The following is an 18710-nucleotide window of genomic DNA, read 5'->3' as shown; positions in this document are numbered from 1 at the left end:
CGGACGCGGCGGGTGCCAGACTTGCGCGATGTTGCGCGTCGGGATCCTCGTGGCGGCACTGGTCGGTATCACGGCCGCGCCCCCGCTCGTCGGACTCACCGCGGCACCGGCGCATGCGATGGCGGTGGCGGCCCCGGCGAGGGGCACCGAGGTCTGCGTCGTCACCGACGAGCGGCTGATCGAGATCTCCGGCATGGTCGCCACCGACGACGGATATGTGGTGGTCAACGACAGTGCCGACCTGGAGAGCCGCCGGAAGATCTTCTTCCTCGACAGATCGTGCAAGGTGACCAGGACGGTGTCGTACCCGAGCCGCCCGCGTGACACCGAGGACGTGGCGATGGCTCGCGACGGCACCATCTGGATCGCCGACATCGGCGACAACGACCGGGCCCGGACGAACATCGCACTCTGGCGACTGGCCAGGGGCGCCAAGGCGCCGGCGCTGCACCGACTGTCCTATCCGGACGGAGCGCACGACGCCGAGGCGCTGCTGCTCGCCGGCGACGGCACACCGATCGTCGTCACCAAGGACCCCGGCACACCCCGGCTGTACGTACCCGACGGGCCGCTCAAGGCCGGTGCGACCGTACGGATGCGCAAGGCCGGGGAGTTCGTCCTGCCCCGTACCGGCACCGACAACCCGTGGTCCGCCTTCGGTCGGCTGATGGTCACCGGGGGCGCCACCGCACCGGACGGCAGTCGGGTGGTGCTGCGTACCTACGCCGACGCGATCGAGTTCGACGTCACCGACGGCAACGTGGTCGAGGCGGTCACCCGGGGCGTGCCCCGGATCACCCCACTGCCCGACGAACCCCAGGGAGAGTCGATCACGTACAGCCGGGACGGCCGGTTGTTGCTGACCGTCTCCGAGACCTCGGATCAACCGGCCACCACCCGACCGACCGTGCTCAGCTACACCCCGGAGGGCAGGCCCGCACCGGCACCCGCCGTCAGCACGACCGGGCCGGGATCACCGAGCACGCCGGAGTCGGGCACACCGGAGTCGGGCACACCGGAGTCGAGTTCCTCCCCGGCGAGCAGCCGGGCGCAACCGTCGGAGGGGCCGGACGGCGCGTTTGTCGCCCGCCTGCTCGGCGGGCTCGGTCTGGCCATGGTCGCCCTCGCTGTCGTCGGCGTGCTCGGAGTGCTCGCCTTCCGCCGATGATCACCGGGACAACAGCGCCGGTCGGGGCGTCGGCGGGCGCCGTGGTGGGTAGTAGCGGCGTACAGATCGGCAACGAGGAGGCGACGAAGTGACCCGTACGTTGGTCCGGGGTCGACGGGCGGCCGGCGGTCTGCTCGCCGCCGCCATGCTGCTCTCCGCCTGCACCTGGCACGACGGCCGCTGGTCGGACGACAACCCGGACCGGACGGCCGCCGCCGAATCCGACCGTGCGGCCGACCACGCGGTCGCCGGGGCGCGCAACGACCGGCGGGAGGCGACGCTCGACCTGCTCAACGGCTCCGACGTGGTACGGGTGACCACCGCCGGTATCGGCGACGACCTGTACCGCATCTCCACCCCGAAGGACGCCAAGGTACGGCCGTCGGTGCACGTCGACGGGGACACCGTGCTGGCCGGGCTCGCCGGCACCGGTCGGGCCGGACCGGCGATCGTCAGCATCGTGCTCAGCGACGCGGTCCGCTGGCGGATCCGGCTCGGTGGCGGCGCCGGAGAGGAGATCGTCGACCTGACCGGTGGCCGGGTCGCGGAGGTCGACTTCAGCGCCGGCACCAACCGTGCCGAGGTGACCCTGCCACCCGCGAGCGGCACGGTACGGGTGGTGATGGGCGGCGGGGCCAGCCAGTTCCTGGTCCACCTGACCGGCAACGCACCGGCACGGGTACGCGCGGGCGGTGGCGCCGGAACCGTCACCGTGGACGGCAGCAGCCGGTCCGGCGTGGCCGGCGGCACGGTGATCACACCGCCGGCCTGGGAGACCGCCACCGACCGGTACGACATCGACGCCACCGCCGGCGTCTCCACCCTCACCGTCGACCGCCGCTGACCGACCCGCCCGAACCGTGCCGGCGGGCGCCGGGGAGATCGCGCCCGTCGGGGTCACCCCGCGAGGTGACCCCAACGGTCGGCCAGTTCCCGCCACGTACCCCGGGCCACCACCGCGCCGTCGACCAGCACGACCACCAGGTCGGCCTGTGCCAACGCGGCCCGCTTCGAGGTCGACCCGACCACGGTCACCCCGTGCCCGCGCAACGCCCGCCACAGTTCCAACTCGGTGGTGACGTCGAGGGCCGAGGAGACGTCGTCCGCGATCAGCAACTCCGTACGCGGTGCCAGGGCGCGGGCCAGGGCGAGCCGCTGCAACTGCCCACCGGACAGCCGTGTCCCCTTGTGCCCGATCAGCAGCCCGAGCCCGCCCCCGGCCGCCGCCAGGTCGTGCTCCAACTGCGCGGTCGAGATCGCACCGACCGCGTCCACCTCGTGCCCGAGCCGGATGTTGTCGGCCACCGTCCCGGAGAGCACCCGCGGGAGCTGTGCGACGTAACCGACCTGGTTGGGGCGGAGGAACAGCTCGGGTTCGGTGACCGGCTGCCCGTTCCAGCGCATGTCCCCGGTGTGGTGGACGATCCCGGCCAGGGCTCGCAGCAGCGACGACTTGCCCGCGCCGACCGGCCCGACCACCAGCACCAGTTGCCCGGTCTCGACGGTCAGGTCGACCTCGTGTACGCCGACCGTCCCGTCCTCGTGGACGGCGCTGAAGCCGACCAGGTCCAGCCGGCGCAGGGGATGCCGGGGTGCCGCCTCCGGTGCGGGTGCGGTTCCCTCGGAGAGGTCCACCCCCGGCACCGCCGCCGAGTACGCCCCGACCCCGCTCATCGCGACCGTACGCCGGGTCCAGACCCGGGCCGAGGGCAGTTGCGAGACCAGGGAGGCCGTGGTCCAGGCGAACCACCGCACCGCTCCCAGGGTCGAGACCGCCACCAGGGTCGCGCCCGACGACAGCGAGCCGTTGAGGTAGAGCGCCCAGGCGGCGATCGGCAGGAGTCCACCGATCATCGAGGGGGTGGAGCGGGCCCACACCTGGGTCGAGATCTCCCGCCGCTGCCGGTCGCTGCGGATGACGTCGAGTCGGGCGAGGTGTGCCAGGACCGACCGGGTCGCACCGGCCAGTTTCACCGTACGGGCGGCCGACAGTGACGACACCAGGGCGGTCGCGAACGCGGCCCGGGCGGCGACCGTCTTGCGCGCGGAGCGCTCCAGGATCGGCCCGAACAGGGCGGCGGCCAGTCCGGAGAACAGGATCGTGCCGCCGAAGAAGAGGGCCGGGACCGGCGTCCCCGACACCAGCGTCATCGAGATCAGCAGCACGAAACAGGCCGCCTGGTCGAGCAGGTTGTCGGCGAGCATCACCACCCGTTCGGTGTCGCCGCCCTGGGCGACGACCTCGGCCGGGGTGTGTCCGCTGACCCGGCGGGCCCCGGTCTGTCCGTGCACCAGCCGCAGGCTGATCCGGAGCATCTGCCGGACCCACCACTCCGGGAACCACCGCCCGGTGTAGTACGACATCGGCACCACGGCCACCAGCCCGGCCATGATCCCTACGGCCGGCCAGAACGGGTCCCCCAGTCCGTCGACCAGGTCGGCCCAGAGCCACGGCAGGATCGCCCCGTCGAGTCCGAGCAGCACCATGAACAGGAACATCCCGAGCGCGCCGAGCCCGAACCGGGGGTCGTTACCGGCCAGCCGGAAGATCTCCCGAACGGTACGCGCACGTGCCGGTTCGGGCAGCGGCGGCGGATCGGCCTTCGCCCGTACGGCGGTCCGTTCCGGTGCGCGCACCGGAACGTCCACCACCGCCGTGGCTGTGCCGTTCGCCGTCGCCTCGCCGCTCCCCGCGCCCCGGACCGGGTCCACCCGCAGCAGGGTGTCGCCGTCCGGCGGGGCCAGCGCGAGCCCGCCGCCGGCACCGGCGCCCACCCCGATCCCGATCCGGCGGACCGGTTCCGGCTCGGCGTCGAAGGTGGCCTGGGTGCTGGCGAGCAGCCGGGCGAAGCGCTCCGACTCGCGCAGCGGTCCGGCCTCGACCACCTCGCCGTCGGAGAGCACCACCACCTCGTCGCAGCGCCGCACCGACGACAGCCGGTGCGCGATGACGATCCCGATCCTGTCCCGCAGCAGCCGTTCGGTGGCCAACTGCACCCGTGACTCGGTGACCGGGTCCATCCGGGCGGTGGCCTCGTCGAGGATCACCACGTGCGGGTCCCGGACCAGGATCCGGGCGAACGCGACCAGTTGCTCCTGCCCGGCCGAGAGCACGTGCCCGCCCTCGCCGAGCTTGGTCTCCATCCCGTCGGGCAGGTCCGCGACCCAGGAGGTCAGGCCCAGCTCGTCCAGCGCCCCGGCGGCCGAGGCGTGCAGTTGCGGGTCGAACAGGGCGACGTTCTCGGCGAGCGTTCCGGCGAGGATCTCGGTCCGCTGCGGGACCACGCCGATCCACCGGCGCAGGCCCTCCAGGTCCAGGTCGCCCAGGTCGGTCCCGCCGAGGAACACCGCACCGCGCGGTACGTCGACGGCCCGGGTGAGCACCTTGGCCAGGGTCGACTTGCCGGAGCCGGTACGCCCGATCAGGGCGTACGAGTGGCCACGGGTGAAGGTCAACCGGACGTCCCGCAGGGCCAGCCGGCGTCCGCCGTCCGACGCGGTCGTGCCGTAGCCGAAGGTGAGGCCGCGTATCTCCAGGTCGCCGTCGGCCGGCTCGGCGCCACCGGCCGGCTCCTGCGGGGAGTCGCGCAGCAACTGCACCCGCCCCCAGGCCCCGAGGGCGTACTGCAACTCGGGCACCATCCGGCTGACGTGTTCGACGGTCGCGCCGAAGGCCAGGGCGAGCAGCCAGACGGCGGTGAGCCGGGCCCCGTCGATCCGGCCGGTGGTCAGCGCCCAGACCCCGCCGAGGACCACTGCGGCGATGCCGGCGCGGGTGACACCGACGGCGACGGTGGTGACCCGTGCGGAGAGCACCCACACCACCCGTCCCCGGGCCAGTACCCGGCTGGCGCGTTGGGCGTACATCCGCAGCACGTACGGCCGGGCCAGGCTGGTACGGATGTCGTCCTGTCCGTGGATCGACTCCTCCATCACCGCGGCCAGGTCCGACCAGGCTTCCTCCTCGCCCATCCGGGCCGGACCGATCTTCCGGGTAGGTCCGGCCAGGCCGATCGCCAGCAGTACGCCGAGCAGCAGCATGACCACCCCGGCGGGCCACCAGACGCCGACCGCGAGCGCGATCGACAGCACCCCGGCGGTCAGCATCTGCACGATCCGTACGCCGCTGCCGCGCAGTTCGGCGGCGACCTGGTAGACGTCGCCGTCGATCCGGTCGAGCAGTTCCCCGACCGGTGTGGTCTCCAGTCTCGGCAGGTCCTGACCGAGGGCGACCCGGCAGAGCCGGCGGCGGACGTCGGCGGCCCAGTCGGCGGTCAGCCCGGCCGTGACGAGGCCGACCACCAGGTCGCTGAGCACGGCGACGACCAGGGACAGGGCCAGCACGGCGAACAGGGTGGTCGAGCGGTCCACCAGCACCGGCCCGGCCAGCGCCAACGCGGCGGACTGCCCGGCGGCACCGAGCACGATGAGACAGGCCACGGCCGCGACACGGCGCGGTGAGGTGGCCCACAGATCGCGGAGCAGGCGCATCGGAAGCTCCAGGGCGTAGTGGGCGGAGCTTCCAGCCTGGCGGTAAATCCGGGATCACTCAACGCAATTACGGCGGACTGTGATCATGGATACGGGAGCCGTCCCGGTCTGCGCGGCGGCCACGCGGCTACTGCACGATGTTCACCGCTCGGGCGATGATCAGTGCCACGACCAGCAGCGACACGGCCGACTGGAGCATCATCGCCGTCTTCGCCCAGCGGCTGAGCGGCAGCGTGTCGGTCGGGCTGAACGCGGTCGAGTTGGTGAACGCCACGTACAGGTAGTCGAGGAAGACCGGCCGCCAGTCGTGCGGCGCCAGGTCCGCGGCGGTCATCTGCGGAAAGAGCAGATCCGGGTACGGGCGCCGCACGTTCGCCCGCGCCGCCGGTCCGCCCCGGTCGAGTTCCCAGTACCAGAGCGCGAAGACGATCACGTTGGTCAGCCAGATGGCCGCCCCGCTGAGCAGGATCGTCGCCGGGTCCTCCGGTGCGGCGTCGGCCACCAGCAGGACGATCAGCCGCCCGGCGGACCAGATCACCGCCATCGTCGCCACCGCGACCAGGGCCAGTTCGAGCACGCGTACGGCGGCCGACTCGCGGTTCATCCTGAACGGGTTCACCACCAGCAGTACGAGCAGCAGCGTCCCCTCGACGGCCGGGAGCAGCCACCTCGGGCTGAACGCGAGCTGTGGCGGGGTGACCAGTTGCAGCACGATCGCGGCGGCGATCACCAGGGTCACCGGCCACCGGTGCTCCCCCGGATGCCGCCGTCGCCAGGCCGGCACCGGGTGCGGCGGCGGGCCGGAGTAACCCTCCGTTCCCCCCTGCTCCGCCTGCCCGCTCATCATGGCATTGTCCCCGACCCACCGACGATCTTGCACTTGTGGCGCCCGAATAGAGTTATGAGTCCGGGATTGTGTACCGCCACAAGTGCAAGATCGCCGGGGTTGTCAGGGGGTGAGGGGGAGGCGGCGGAGGAGTTGGGCGTTGAGGGCCACGACGATGGTGGAGGCGGACATGAGGACGGCTCCGAGAGCTGGGCTGAGGGTCAGGCCGGCCGGGGAGAGGACTCCGGCGGCCAGCGGGATCGCGACGACGTTGTAGCCGGCGGCCCAGCCGAGGTTCTGCACCATCTTGCGGTAGGACGCCTTCGACAGCCGGATCACGCCGGTCACGCCGCGCGGGTCCGACGAGGCGAGGACAACCCCGGCGGACTCGATCGCCACGTCGGTGCCGGCCCCGATCGCGATCCCGACGTCGGCGCGGGCCAGCGCCGGGGCGTCGTTGACCCCGTCACCGACCATCGCCACCCGGAGCCCACGGGCCTGCAGTTCGGCCACCGCCCGGTCCTTGTCGGCGGGCAGCACCTCGGCGAACACCTCGTCGACACCGGGTCGGAAGCCCAGGTCGGCGGCGACCGCCTCGGCGACCGGCCGGGCGTCACCGGTGATCATGACGATCTTCCGTACGCCCTGCCGGCGCAACTGGGCGATCGCCTCCCGCGCCTCGGGGCGGATCTCGTCGGCCAGCCCGAGCGCGCCCAGCGCCTCGGCCGACCCGTCCCCGATCCGGACCAGGTGCAGTACGGCCGCACCCCGCCCCGACCAGACGTCGGTGGTCGCCGCAAACTCGGCCGGCACCCGTACGTCGAGTTCGCGGAGCAGGGCGGGACCGCCGACGGCGTACTCCCGGCCGTCGATGGTGGCCCGTACCCCGCGCCCGGTCAGTGACCGGAAGTCGGTCGCGGTGGCCGTCACACCCCGTTCGGCGGCCGCCGCGACGATCGCCCTGGCGAGCGGGTGCTCGCTGTCGGCCTCGACCGCACCGGCGAGCCGGAGCACCTCGTCCTCGGTATGGCCGGGTGCGACGGCGAGGCCGGTGACCGTGTGCACGCCCCTGGTCAGGGTGCCGGTCTTGTCGAACAGAACCGCCTGGACGGTGCGCATCCGCTCCAGGGCCAGCCGGTCCTTGACCAGGATCCCGGCCTTCGCCGCCACCGCCGTGGAGAGCGCGATCACCAGCGGGATCGCCAGTCCCAGGGCGTGCGGGCAGGCGATGACGAGCACCGTGACGGTGCGTACCACGGCCGCGTCGACGTCGCCGAAGGCCGCCCAGGCCCCGAAGGTCAGTACGGCGGCGGACAGGGCGACGTAGAACAGGAGCGCGGCGAACCGGTCGGCGAGCACCTGCGCACGTCCGCTCGACGCCTGCGCCTGGGCGACGAGTCGTTGGATGCCGGCGAGGGCGGTGTCGTCGCCGACGGCCGCGATCCTGACCCGGATCGCCGAGTCGGTGGCGACCGTGCCGGCCACTACCCGGTCGCCGGGCTCCCGGCGTACCGGACGGGACTCTCCGGTGATCATCGATTCGTCCAGCTCCGCCCGGCCGTCGGTGATCTGCCCGTCGGCCGGTACGCGGGCGCCGGGGCGTACCAGCACCAGGTCCCCCACCCGCAGCTCCGGCACCGGTACGCGACCGACCCGACCGTTGGTCTCGATCCGCTCGGCGTCGTCGGGCAGCAGCGCGGCCAGGGCGCTCAGGGCTCCCTGGGCCTGCCCGATGGCCTTCATCTCCTGCCAGTGGCCGAGCAGCATGATGGTGACCAGGGCGGCGAGTTCCCACCAGAAGTCGAGGTCGAAGGCGCCGGCGCTGGTGGCCAGCGAGGCGACGTACGCGACGGTGATCGCCATCGAGATCAGCAGCATCATGCCCGGCGCCCGGTCCCGGACCTCGGCGAGGCCGCCGACCAGGAACGGCCAGCCGCCGTAGAAGAACACCACCGACCCGAGCACCGGGCCGACCCAGGACATGCCGGGGAAGTCGAGCGAGTAGCCGAACCAGTCCATCACCATGTGGCTGGTGACGACGATCGGCACGGTGAGGGCGAGGCTCAGCCAGAACTTCCGCCGGAACACCTCCGGGTCGTGGCCGGCGTGCTTGTCCTGTCCCTGGTGGCCGCCGCCCGTCCCGTGGTGTCCCTGGTGGTGGTCATGTGGCTCGATGTCCGATTGATCCGCCCCGGTCGCCATGTCGGCTCGCATTCCCCAGACCCCCTCGCCATCACCTCCGGAGATATACCCCCCGGAGGTATCCACAGCGAGACCGTAACATACCCCCGGGGGGTTAGCTATAGTTGACGGATGACCACACCTGCCCCTCCCCCGACCCGCGGTTACACCGCCAGCAAGGACCAGCTCCTCTCCCGGCTGCGACGCATCGAGGGACAGGTCCGGGGCGTCGAGAAGATGGTCGAGGACGACCGCTACTGCATCGACGTACTCACCCAGATCTCGGCCGTCCAGGCGGCCCTCGACAAGGTCGCCCTCGGCCTGCTCGACGGCCACGCCCGGCACTGCATGCACGAGGGCGCCGCCGAGGGACGCGCCGACGAGATGGCGGACGAGATGATGGCCGCCGTCGGCCGGCTGATGAAGCGAGGGTGACCTGGCGCACCGGTGTTAACGTGCGCTGATGCGTCAGTCGCTGCGGCACCTCGCCGGACGGGTGTGGTGGTACCCCCACGACGAGGACCCGGACAATGTCCAGGGCGGCGTCGCGGTCATCGCCGACGATGCGGGCAGCGTGCTGGTCGACGCCGGGAACAGTCCGGGCCACGCGCGCCGGATCCGGGCCGCGATCGAGGCCGCCGGGCTGCCGGCCGTACGGCAGTTGGTCTACACCCACCACCACTGGGACCACGTCTGGGGTGCCTGTGCCTGGCCGGAGGTCGAGGTCATCGGTCACCGGGCCGGTGCGCGGATTCTGGCCGAGGAGGCCCTGCGCCCGTGGAGTCACCCCTACCTGCGCACGGAGGTCGAGGCGAACCCGCTGCTCGGCCCCAGCTTCCGGGGCCGGGCGTGGGCGATGCCCGACTGGACGGGTTTCGCCGTGATCCCGCCGCACACCGAGTTCGACGACACCCTCACGCTGCCGTCCGGCGTGGAGCTACGCCACGTCGGTGGCCGGCACGCCGAGGACTCGACCGTGGTGGGGGTGCCGGACTCGGGTGTGCTCCTGCTCGGCGACTGCTTCTACCCGCCACCGTGGCACCTGCGACAACCCGGCGACGGCCACGACGTGGGCCTGGTCCGACGGCTGCTCGACGAGCGCGTCACCGGCCGCTTCGACTGGTACGTCGACAGCCACGACCACCCGCACACCGCCGAACAGACGCGGGAGCTGCTGGCCGCCGCCGGGGGCTGACGGCGACCTCGCTACGCCGGTATGAAACTGACTAGGGCTTGCGCGCGACCGCCCCGTACATGGCGATGTCCTTGTCCGCGATCTCTGAAGTCTCGGACCCGTCGGGGCGCCACCTGTGCACCTGGACCAGCCCCGGCTCGACCAACTCCAGGCCGTCGAAGAACCCCAGCGCCGTGGCACGGTCGCGGAAGATCAGGGTTTCACCGAGCCTGTTGTACTCCCGTTGGACCTCGGCCAGCGGGATCGGGTCGAACTCGTCGGTCGCGATGGACATCGCCAGGTAGCTGCCGGACGGCAACACGTCCAGGACCTGCCGTACGACCCGCAGTGCCTCGGCGTCGTCCTCGATGAAGTGCACGATCGCGATCAGCAGCAACCCGACCGGCTGGTTCAGGTCGAGGGTCTGCTGGAACTCCGGGGCGGAGATGATCGACTGGGGGTCGCGCATGTCCGCCGCCACGTAGGCCGTGCGTCCCTGCGCCGACCCGACCATCAGCGCACGCGCGTGCGTGAGGACGAGCGGATCGTTGTCGGTGTAGACCACCTGTGCGGTCGGGTCGACCGACTGCACGATCTCGTGGAGGTTCGGCGACGTCGGCAGTCCGGTGCCGATGTCGAGGAACTGCCGGATCCCGCACTCGGCGGCCAGGAAACGCGCCACCCGGTGCATGAAGGACCGGTTGGCCTGCATGTGGACCCGCAACGAGGGCCAGATCCGCAACGAGCCCTCGCCGGCCTCGCGGTCGGCGGCGAAGTTGTCCTTGCCGCCCAGGATGTAGTCGTAGATCCGTGCGCCGTGCGCCCGGTCGGTACGCAGATCCACCCCGCGAGCAGCCTCGCCACGACGTTCCACCAAGGCCTCCGTAGACGATGCCGACACTCGTGCAGGCGACCCTACACGGGTCGCGCCCCGTATCCGACTCCTCTATGGACGGTGAGGGCGGATGGGGCAGGATGGGCCGATGCATCCGGGGATCGACACCGTCGACTGGTCGAAGCTGCGGCACGCGTACGGCACCGCCGAGGACGTACCGGCGAACCTGCGGGAGTTGGCCGACGAGGACGAGTCGGTACGCCACGGAGCGTTCGGCGAGCTGTGGAGCAGCCTCGTCCACCAGGGCAGCCGGTACGAGGCGAGCGCGTACGCGGTCCCCTTCCTGCTCGACCTGGTCGCCGACCCGGCGACTCCGGACCGTTTCCTGGTCGCCCGGTTCCTGGCGCTGGTCGCGATCGGGTCCGACGAGGCATGGCTCCCCGACGGGATCGACGTGGACCACCTCCGTACCCGCGCCGACGGTGGCGAGCAGGCGTTGCGGCGCTACCGGGAGGGTGCTGACCTGGCCCCGGAGGACCACGGCCGGATCGACGCGCACGCCGACCTGACCGCCTGGGAGGCCGTCCGCGACGGACTTCCGGTGCTCCGCGCCCTGCTCCGCGAGGACGACTCCGACCTGCGCACCGTCGTCGCGTACACGTTGGGGTGGTTTCCCGCGACGGCGGCGCCGGAGCATGCGGCGGCGAGTCTCGCGGCGCTGGCCGAGATCGCGGCCGGGACGGACGAGGGACCGGCGGCGGTCGCGGTCGTCGCCGCCGGACTGCTCGGCGCGGACGGCGCCGACCGGATCGCGTCCGCCGCGCTGGACAGCGGTTCCCCGCTGGTCCGCTGGGCGGGTGGGGTCGCACTCGCCCGGCTGCACGGCCCGGCGGCCGGCGCGGCGGTGGCGGCCGAACTGCTCCGCTGGGCCGGTGGCGGCAGCCGGCCCGACCACCGAATTCCGTACCTCGATGGTGACCTCGCCGGGTACGCGACCCTGGCGCTCGGTCGACTCGGTGCCGCGCACGCCGACGCGGCGTTCGCCGCCAACCTGGCCCGGCTGCCGCTGGTGCACGCCGTGGAGGCGCTGACCGTGCTCGGCGAGGCGCTGCGGTACGCCTTCCCGTCCGGTCCGGTGCCGGCGGGTACCCCGTTCGAAAGCCTGGACCCCGACCAGAAACACCTGGTACGGGTGCTCGCCGACGCACCCGACACCTGGCGCTACGACCAGTTGGAGTTCGGCAACTTCAGCATGCTGATCGGTGAGTACGGCCTGCCGAACCCGCACGCCCGGTTGCGCGCGTACGTCTACGACAGCCCCGCTTCCGCCGTCCCGGACGGTCGATAGCCGCGTCGGCGCGGTGGCCGCCCCGTGCCGGCCGTCGATGCCGGTGGACCGTTCGGCGCAGTGGCGGCGGCGTTCGTCGGGTCCGCGCCGCCAATGGTCTCGCGTGGGATCGATCCCATCGCGAAGTCTCGATACAGCCGACCGTACCGGCGCTTCCGCTCTCGCCCAGCGGTGCAACCGCGCCACCGTCCCCGGCCGGCACCGACGAGAGGACCACCATGCGATGGAACGGACGCCGGCTCGCCGCAGCCGGCCTCGGACTCGCCCTGACCACCGGGATCGCCCTGGCCCAGGCAGTCCCGGCGCAGGCAACCACCGCCCAGGCGCCGCCCGCGACGCTGGCCGAGTCCAACGGCGGGGTACGGATCATGCCGCTCGGTGACTCGATCACCGACGGTTTCAACGTGCCCGGCGGGTACCGGATCAACCTGTGGCAGCGGTTTGTCGCCAGCGGGTACACCGTCGACTTCGTCGGCTCCGGCTTCAACGGGCCGGCGAGCCTCGGCGACCACGATCACGAGGGCCACTCCGGGTGGCGGATCGACCAGCTCGACGCGAACATCGTCGCCTGGCTCCAGGCGACGAACCCGCGTACGGTCCTGCTGCACATCGGCACCAACGACATGAACCAGAACTACGACGTGGCGAACGCGCCGGCCCGGCTCTCCGCGCTGATCGACAAGATCCGGTTGAACGCGCCCTCGGTGGAACTCTTCGTCGCCACCATCACCCCCGAAACCAACCCCACCCTCCAGGCGCGGGTCCAGGCGTACAACGCCACCATTCCGGGGATCGTGGCGCAGAAGGGTCCGCAGACCCACCTGGTCGACATGTTCTCGGCCCTGACCACGGCCGACCTCGCCGACGGGGTGCACCCGAACGCCGCCGGGTACGACAAGATGGCGGCCCGGTGGTTCACCGCACTGCAGTCCGTACCGGCCAGCCTGACCCCGCCGGGTGTGCCGCCGGTCGGCAGCGCGGTGTCGCTGGTCAACCCGCAGTCCGGCCGATGCCTCGACGTCTCCGGCGTGAGCACCGTCGCCGGCGCCCAGGTGCACATCTGGGACTGTCACGGCGGGACGAACCAGCGGTGGACCCGGACCGCGAGCGGTGAGCTGCGGGTGTACGGCAACCGGTGCCTGGACATCTCCGGCAGCGGCACCGCCAACGGGACCAAGGTGCAGATCTGGACCTGCAACGGCACCGGCGCGCAGCGCTTCACCTTCGGCACCGACGGTTCGATGGTGGTGCCCGCCTCGGGCAAGTGCGTCGAGGCGGCCGGCGGCGGCACCGCCAACGGCACCGTCGCCCAGCTCTACACCTGCAACGGCACCGCCGCCCAGCGCTGGTCCGTCCGCTAGGAAGGGGTGCCCCTTGCTGTCGCGTTTGCGGGCAGGAAGGGGCACCTCCGGGCGGTCAGGTGCGCTGGCGGGACTGGCCCTTGAGGTGCCGGCTGAGCGCGCGGGCGATCTCGCGGTTTGCGTCCCGCTCGGCCAGGGTCTGCCGCTTGTCGTAGGACCGCTTGCCCCGGGCGAGGCCGAGTTCGACCTTCGCCCACCCGTTGGAGAAGTAGATCGACAGGGGTACGAGCGTCAGGCCGGGGTCGCGTACCCGGTCCAGGATCTTGTTGATCTCCGTACGCCGGAGCAGGAGCTTCCGGGTCCGGCGCGGCTGGTGGTTCGTCCAGGTGCCGTACGCGTACTCGGCGATGTGCAGGCCGTACAGCATGATCTCGCCGTCGAGTTCCTGGGCGAAGGAGTCCACCAGTGACGCCCGCCCGGACCGCAGCGATTTGACCTCGGTGCCGAGCAGGGCGATGCCCGCCTCGTACGTCTTGAGGATCGCGTAGTCGTGCCGCGCCTTCTTGTTCGAGGCGATGAGCTTGCGCTCCGGTTCCCTGGACGCGGCTGCCTCCCGATGACTGTCCGACCCGCGCGATGCGGAGCTACCAAGATACTTCGAGCGCCGTGCGGCCGAGCTGCCACGGCGTTAGCGGGACAGGGACTCGACGAGCCAGGGGCGCAGGACGGGCAGGACGTTGCCCGGTTGCATCGCCTGGGTGTGGTCGAGCCCGTCGAGCACCCGTACCTGCCAGCCGAGGGCTGCCAACTCGCCCCGCCCCTTCCCGACCGGGCCGGCGATGTCGACGGTCACGCCGCCCCAGCGTTCGTCGTACGGGATCGTGTCCGCGGAGCCCACGAAACAGAGCCGGGGGCAGGTGATCCGGTCCTGGGCCGCCCGGTCGTCGAATCCGCGCAGGGCCAGGTACAGGGTCATGAACTGCCGGGTCTGCGGCTCGGGGAGCGTCACCTGCACGGACGACCAGTCGAAGTCGGCCGGGTCCGTCCAGGCGTCCGCCCCGGCCGGGGCGTCCGGCGGGTCGGTGACCGGGGTGGTCGGGGCCGGGAGCGACATCGCGTGGGTCGCCGTGGTGACCGCGAGCATTTCCGCGTACGGTCCGTCGATCGGCGGGAAGCCGCCCATGACCAGCGCGGACAGGCGATCGGTACGGATCGCGAGCTGCAACCCGCTCAGCGCCAGCCACGAGTACCCGTAGTACGCGAACCGCTGCGCACCCACCGAGTCGGCCACCGTGAGCAGGTCCTCGACGATGGTGTCCGGGGTCAGGGTGTCCGGTTTCGGGAAGGCCCTCAGGTGCCCCTCGTAGTCGAACGCGACCACCCGGAACGCGTCGGCGAGCCCGTCGACCAGGGTCCTGCCCAGCGCCGGATCCATTCCCCAGCGGCGCATTTCGTCGGCCGCCGCTCCCTCGGTCGGGCGGGGGTCGACCGGGAGCAGGACGGTCGGTCCCGTCCCGTGCACCTCCACCTCGATCGTGCTTCCGTCGTGCAGGGTCACCTCGGGCATGAGTGGTCTCCTGGTTCGGCTCGTCGAGCACGGAAACAATTCCGTACGGGATAAGGTAATACCGCGAGGCACAATACCTTACGAGATAAAGAGTCTTGGGGGATCGACCTCGACACCCCGACCACGCGGAGTCGCGGACGTCACACCGGGAAAACCGGCTAGACAGACCGTTATGTTCAATCCCGGCGTCGGGCCGGAAGGCCGGTCCAGTAATCTCGGAGGATGTCCGTGACAACCACCGGTAGGGCGTCGGCCAGGGAACGGCTGCTGGCAGCGGCCGACGAACTGTTCTACGCGGAGGGCGTGCACTCCGTCGGCATCGACCGGGTGATCGAGCACGCGGGCGTCGCCAAGGCGACCCTCTACAACGCGTTCGGCAGCAAGGACGAGCTGATCCGGGCGTACCTGCTGGGGCGGCTCGCCCGCCGGCAGGAGCGGGTGGCCCGCAGGCTCGTCGGGGTGGATTCACCCCGCGACCGGATCCTCGCGGTGTTCGACGCACTGACCGACGCGTTCAACCAGCCCGGCTTCCGGGGTTGCGCGTTCGTCAACGCCAGCGCCGAGGTCACGCCGGGCGGCAGGGTCAGCGAGGTCTGCGCCACCTCCCGGGGCTGGACCCGGTCGACGTTCCGGGAGTTCGCCACCGAGGCCGGGGTCGCCGATCCGGACCGGCTCGCGGAGCAGCTCGTACTGCTCTACGACGGGGCGTCGGTCGCCGCCCAACTCGACCGGAACGCCGGAGCGGGTGCCGCCGCCCGTACCGTCGCCGAGACACTGGTCGACGCCGCGATCCGCCACTGACCGCGGCGCACGGCCTCCCGTGCGAGGTAAGCCGGCGGACGGGCGGTCGTACGCCCGACGGCGCGGCACCTCACCGTCGGGCGTACGAGCGTTTTCAGTCAGCCAGGGTCACGATGGACTCGGCCCACCGGAAGTACTTGTTGGTGCCGAAGTCACGTACCGTCTTGATGCCGAACGCCTTGAGCAGCAGCTCCGCGTCGCCGGCCGAGACACCCTCGATGGCGGTGACCGGTGCGTCGGCGATCTCCTGGGCGCTCTTGCCTTCCCACGCCTTGGAGAGCTTCTTCTCGAGTCCCAGCATCCCTTTGTCCTCCTTAGACAGTCCGGCACCGCGCCGATCCGCGGGAAGACTACGACGATCCGGGCTTACCCGCCAGTCGGCCATCAAAGCGACACCGGGTGCCACCGGTCGGCCTCGGCGCTCAGTCCGTCGGGCTCACCGTCTGCTCCGAGGTACGGTGCTCGACCTCCGATCCGCGACCGGCCGGAAGCCCGGCGGTACGCCGGTCGGACTCGGTCAGGATCGCCTCCGCCTGTGCCAGCGGGTCCTCGCTGCCGGCCGCCCGCTCCTCCGGCAGCAGATACTCGGCGCGCCGCTCGACCTGACTGCGGTCACTGCTCTCTGTGCTCATACCGCACACCCATACCCCCGCACGGCAACCGCGACACTCCGACAGCCGCCGGAGTGTCGCGGCATCCGGTCAGCCGGACTGGGTGGGGAACCACTCGACGACGCGGAAATCGCCACTCTCCAGCGTCTCGTACGGGGCACCGCTCAGGCAGAGGGGAACCGACTCGGTGCTGCCGGAGTCGAGGGCCCAGCTGTACCCCACCCGGTCACGGCGTCCGTTGTCGTACACCGTGAAGCCCTTCCGGACGCCGAGGAATTCGGGAAAGCTGCTTTCCGTCACCACACCGGTGGCCACCGCCACCGGTCCCGCGACGATCAGGCAGTCGATCCGCCCGGAGAACCATCCACCTTCGTCACCCTCGTAGTGGCTGACCCGGAAGGTGCCACGGGCGGCGGTGGCGAAGCCGCTCGCGTCGAAGGCGAAGCGAACATCCTGCCCGTCCGCCCGGTACGTCTTGGCCGCGCCCACCAGGATCGGCTCGGTCGGCTTCGGTCCGGGCCGGAGGCCGTCCGAGCGCGGATCCCGTTCCTGTTGTCCGACGGCCATCAGCGCCGGACCCGGAGTCGCCGCCGAGGCCGGCACCGATCCCCAGAGCCCGGCCGACAGTGCGAGCGCCGACATGCCGGCCACTACGCTCCGCCACCGCGATGTTCGAGTCATGATGGTTTCCCCCTGTGGATTCGGTTCCCGGGCGCTGGTTCGCCCATGTCCACGGTCGTGCAACCGCCCGTATGTCGACTCCCTCCGGCGGGGGAACCGCCTCCCCCGCCGGAGGAAGCGGTGAAGACGGAGCGCGGGCCCCGACCCCGGTGAACTCCCGGCCGGCAGATCCGCCGCCGCCCGGTGACCCGCCCCGCTCAGGTCGGCGCACCTACCGGTGCCGGCACGGGGATCGTCCCGGCAGTCCCCGTGGACCTGCCGGAGCGGAGCCCGAAGGCGGTGATCGCGGCGCCGAGGACCACGAGGGCGAGCGGGACGAGCAGCGCGGACCGGAGGGCGTCGAGCGCCGCGCCGGATGAGCCGTCGTCGGCGAGCGCGCCGACGTTGACGGCGGTCACCGCCGACAGGCCGAGCGCGGTGCCGAACTGGATCGCGGTGTAGAGCAGGCCACCGGCGAGACCGTGCTCGGACTCCCGCACACCGTCCGTGCCGGCCATCGTCAACGGCCCGTACGCCAGGGAGAAGGCCAGGCCGAGCAGGAGCATCGTCGGCACCATGGCGGCGTACGTCCAGTCCGGCCCGACCGGCAGGAACAGCGCGTACGACAGCGCCGCCAGCACCAGCCCGCCGAACAGCACCCGTACGTTGCCGAACCGGTCGACCAGGCGCGGGGTGAGCAGGGGCGACAGCACCACGTCCAGGCCGATCAGCAACATCGCCAGACCCGTCTGGAGGGCGCTCCAACCGCGCAGTTCCTGGAGGTAGAGCGTGACCAGGAACTGGAACCCGGCGAAGGATCCGACGAAGAGCAGGGCGGCCAGGTTGGTGCGTACCAGGGCGGGGTTGCGCAGGATGCCCAGGCGTACCAGGGGGTTGGCCGACCGCCGCTCGATCGTCACGAACAGGGCCAGCAGCAGCAGGCCACCGAGGAACGCGCCGGCCGTGGCGACCGGACCGTCACCCGGACGCTCCAGCCGGACCACCCCGTACGCCAGCAGCAGCATGGCTCCGGTGATGCTGAACGCGCCCGCCAGGTCGAACCCACCGGTCGGACGCTGCCTCGGTCCCGAGTCCCGGACCAGCGGGATGGCCGCGGCGAGGATCAGCGCGGACATGATGACCGGGGCGAAGAACACCCACCGCCATCCGATCGAGGTGAGCAGGCCACCGGTGACCAGGCCGAGGGTGAAGCCGCCGGCCGCCATGCCGGCGTAGATCCCCAGTGCCCTGGTCCGCTGCGGGCCCTCGGGAAAGTTGGTGGTCACCAGCGACAGCCCGGCGGGTGCCAGGAACGCGGCGGCGACCCCGGTGACGAACCGCGCCACCAGCAGCATCCAGCCCTCGGTGGCGAATCCGCCGAGGCCGGAGAAGACGAGGAAGACGACCAGCCAGAGCAGGAACATCCGGCGGCGGCCGAGCAGGTCGGCGGCCCGGCCCCCGAGCAGCATGAAGCCGCCGTAGCCGAGCACGTAGGCGCTGACCACCCCGCTGAGCATCCCGGTGCTCAGATTCAGGTCGGCCCGGATCGACGGCAGTGCGACGTTGAGCATCGCAACGTCGATCCCCTCCAGGAAGATCGCGCCGCAGAGCACAAAGAGGACGGCTCGGGCGCGACCGTCCATCCGGCCATTCGATATGGACACCAGTCAACTCCTCACGAGTGTGGCGGGACCGGCGTCGGTTCTTCCGACGACCGCCGGTTCCCTCTTGTAACCAACAGCATCGT

General features: G+C 71.6%; 16 protein-coding genes and 1 pseudogene. 7 read left to right on the top strand and 10 right to left on the bottom strand.

Annotation, left to right across the window (positions count from 1 at the left end; translation table 11 throughout):
* The first annotated feature begins 28 nt into the window (after positions 1-28).
* On the top strand, positions 29-1168 hold the full coding sequence (locus ACWEFB_RS06940) for a hypothetical protein (protein WP_452283013.1): 1140 nt from the start codon (positions 29-31) through the stop codon (positions 1166-1168).
* A gap of 88 nt (positions 1169-1256) precedes the next feature.
* Entirely contained in the window at positions 1257-2012 is a 756-nt protein-coding gene (locus ACWEFB_RS06935) for a hypothetical protein (RefSeq protein ID WP_452283012.1), read from the top strand.
* 53 nt (positions 2013-2065) lie between these two features.
* Here ACWEFB_RS06935 and ACWEFB_RS06930 read toward each other — a convergent pair whose 3' ends face one another.
* The 3 genes from ACWEFB_RS06930 to ACWEFB_RS06920 all read right to left on the bottom strand — a co-directional run bounded on the left by ACWEFB_RS06930 (position 2066) and on the right by ACWEFB_RS06920 (position 8699).
* A complete protein-coding gene (locus ACWEFB_RS06930; RefSeq protein WP_452283010.1) occupies positions 2066-5659 on the bottom strand; it encodes an ATP-binding cassette domain-containing protein in 3594 nt (1197 codons plus the stop codon).
* Positions 5660-5786: 127 nt separating this feature from the next.
* Positions 5787-6503, bottom strand: a complete 717-nt coding sequence (locus tag ACWEFB_RS06925; protein ID WP_452283008.1) for a hypothetical protein — start codon at positions 6501-6503, stop codon at positions 5787-5789.
* Positions 6504-6608: 105 nt separating this feature from the next.
* Positions 6609-8699, bottom strand: a complete 2091-nt coding sequence (locus ACWEFB_RS06920) for a heavy metal translocating P-type ATPase (protein ID WP_452283006.1) — start codon at positions 8697-8699, stop codon at positions 6609-6611.
* Between the two features lie 99 nt (positions 8700-8798).
* Between ACWEFB_RS06920 and ACWEFB_RS06915 the strand changes: the two genes are divergently transcribed.
* Both ACWEFB_RS06915 and ACWEFB_RS06910 read left to right on the top strand, forming a co-directional pair.
* Positions 8799-9101 carry a metal-sensitive transcriptional regulator gene (locus ACWEFB_RS06915; RefSeq protein WP_326559919.1) on the top strand — a complete coding sequence of 101 codons (303 nt, stop codon included), beginning with the start codon at positions 8799-8801 and terminating at the stop codon, positions 9099-9101.
* A 28-nt stretch (positions 9102-9129) separates the two neighbouring features.
* Positions 9130-9861, top strand: a complete 732-nt coding sequence (locus ACWEFB_RS06910) for an MBL fold metallo-hydrolase (RefSeq protein WP_452283003.1) — start codon at positions 9130-9132, stop codon at positions 9859-9861.
* A gap of 31 nt (positions 9862-9892) precedes the next feature.
* On the opposite strand, the gene ACWEFB_RS06905 is transcribed toward ACWEFB_RS06910, so the two are convergent.
* Positions 9893-10714, bottom strand: a complete 822-nt coding sequence (locus ACWEFB_RS06905; RefSeq protein ID WP_452283001.1) for an SAM-dependent methyltransferase — start codon at positions 10712-10714, stop codon at positions 9893-9895.
* A gap of 109 nt (positions 10715-10823) precedes the next feature.
* Between ACWEFB_RS06905 and ACWEFB_RS06900 the strand changes: the two genes are divergently transcribed.
* Entirely contained in the window at positions 10824-12023 is a 1200-nt protein-coding gene (locus ACWEFB_RS06900; protein ID WP_452282999.1) for a hypothetical protein, read from the top strand.
* 218 nt (positions 12024-12241) lie between these two features.
* Positions 12242-13384: a ricin-type beta-trefoil lectin domain protein gene (locus ACWEFB_RS06895; RefSeq protein ID WP_452282997.1), complete on the top strand. Its 1143-nt coding sequence runs from the start codon at positions 12242-12244 to the stop codon at positions 13382-13384.
* Positions 13385-13439: 55 nt separating this feature from the next.
* Here ACWEFB_RS06895 and smpB read toward each other — a convergent pair.
* Positions 13440-13922, bottom strand: a pseudogene (gene smpB, locus ACWEFB_RS06890) (SsrA-binding protein SmpB); the annotation flags it as partial.
* Positions 13923-14012: 90 nt separating this feature from the next.
* On the bottom strand, positions 14013-14891 hold the full coding sequence (locus tag ACWEFB_RS06885; RefSeq protein WP_452282995.1) for an alpha/beta fold hydrolase: 879 nt from the start codon (positions 14889-14891) through the stop codon (positions 14013-14015).
* A 222-nt stretch (positions 14892-15113) separates the two neighbouring features.
* On the opposite strand from ACWEFB_RS06885, the gene ACWEFB_RS06880 reads away from it, so the two are divergent.
* Entirely contained in the window at positions 15114-15692 is a 579-nt protein-coding gene (locus ACWEFB_RS06880; protein ID WP_452282993.1) for a TetR/AcrR family transcriptional regulator, read from the top strand.
* Between the two features lie 94 nt (positions 15693-15786).
* Here the strand turns inward: ACWEFB_RS06880 and ACWEFB_RS06875 are convergent, their stop codons facing one another.
* The 4 genes from ACWEFB_RS06875 to ACWEFB_RS06860 all read right to left on the bottom strand — a co-directional run bounded on the left by ACWEFB_RS06875 (position 15787) and on the right by ACWEFB_RS06860 (position 18627).
* Positions 15787-15993, bottom strand: coding sequence for a hypothetical protein (locus ACWEFB_RS06875; RefSeq protein WP_326559927.1), 207 nt, complete (start codon positions 15991-15993; stop codon positions 15787-15789).
* A 121-nt stretch (positions 15994-16114) separates the two neighbouring features.
* A complete protein-coding gene (locus tag ACWEFB_RS06870; RefSeq protein WP_452282991.1) occupies positions 16115-16324 on the bottom strand; it encodes a hypothetical protein in 210 nt (69 codons plus the stop codon).
* 69 nt (positions 16325-16393) lie between these two features.
* Positions 16394-16984 (bottom strand): hypothetical protein, encoded by a 591-nt coding sequence (locus tag ACWEFB_RS06865; RefSeq protein WP_452282989.1) that lies wholly within the window; start codon positions 16982-16984, stop codon positions 16394-16396.
* Between the two features lie 197 nt (positions 16985-17181).
* Positions 17182-18627 (bottom strand): MFS transporter, encoded by a 1446-nt coding sequence (locus ACWEFB_RS06860; protein WP_452282987.1) that lies wholly within the window; start codon positions 18625-18627, stop codon positions 17182-17184.
* Positions 18628-18710: the final 83 nt, after the last annotated feature.

It is taken from the genome of Micromonospora sp. NPDC004704, assembly GCF_053601675.1.
The sequence above is the reverse complement of the archived record's forward strand: the minus strand, read 5'-3'. Positions and strand labels throughout refer to the sequence as shown.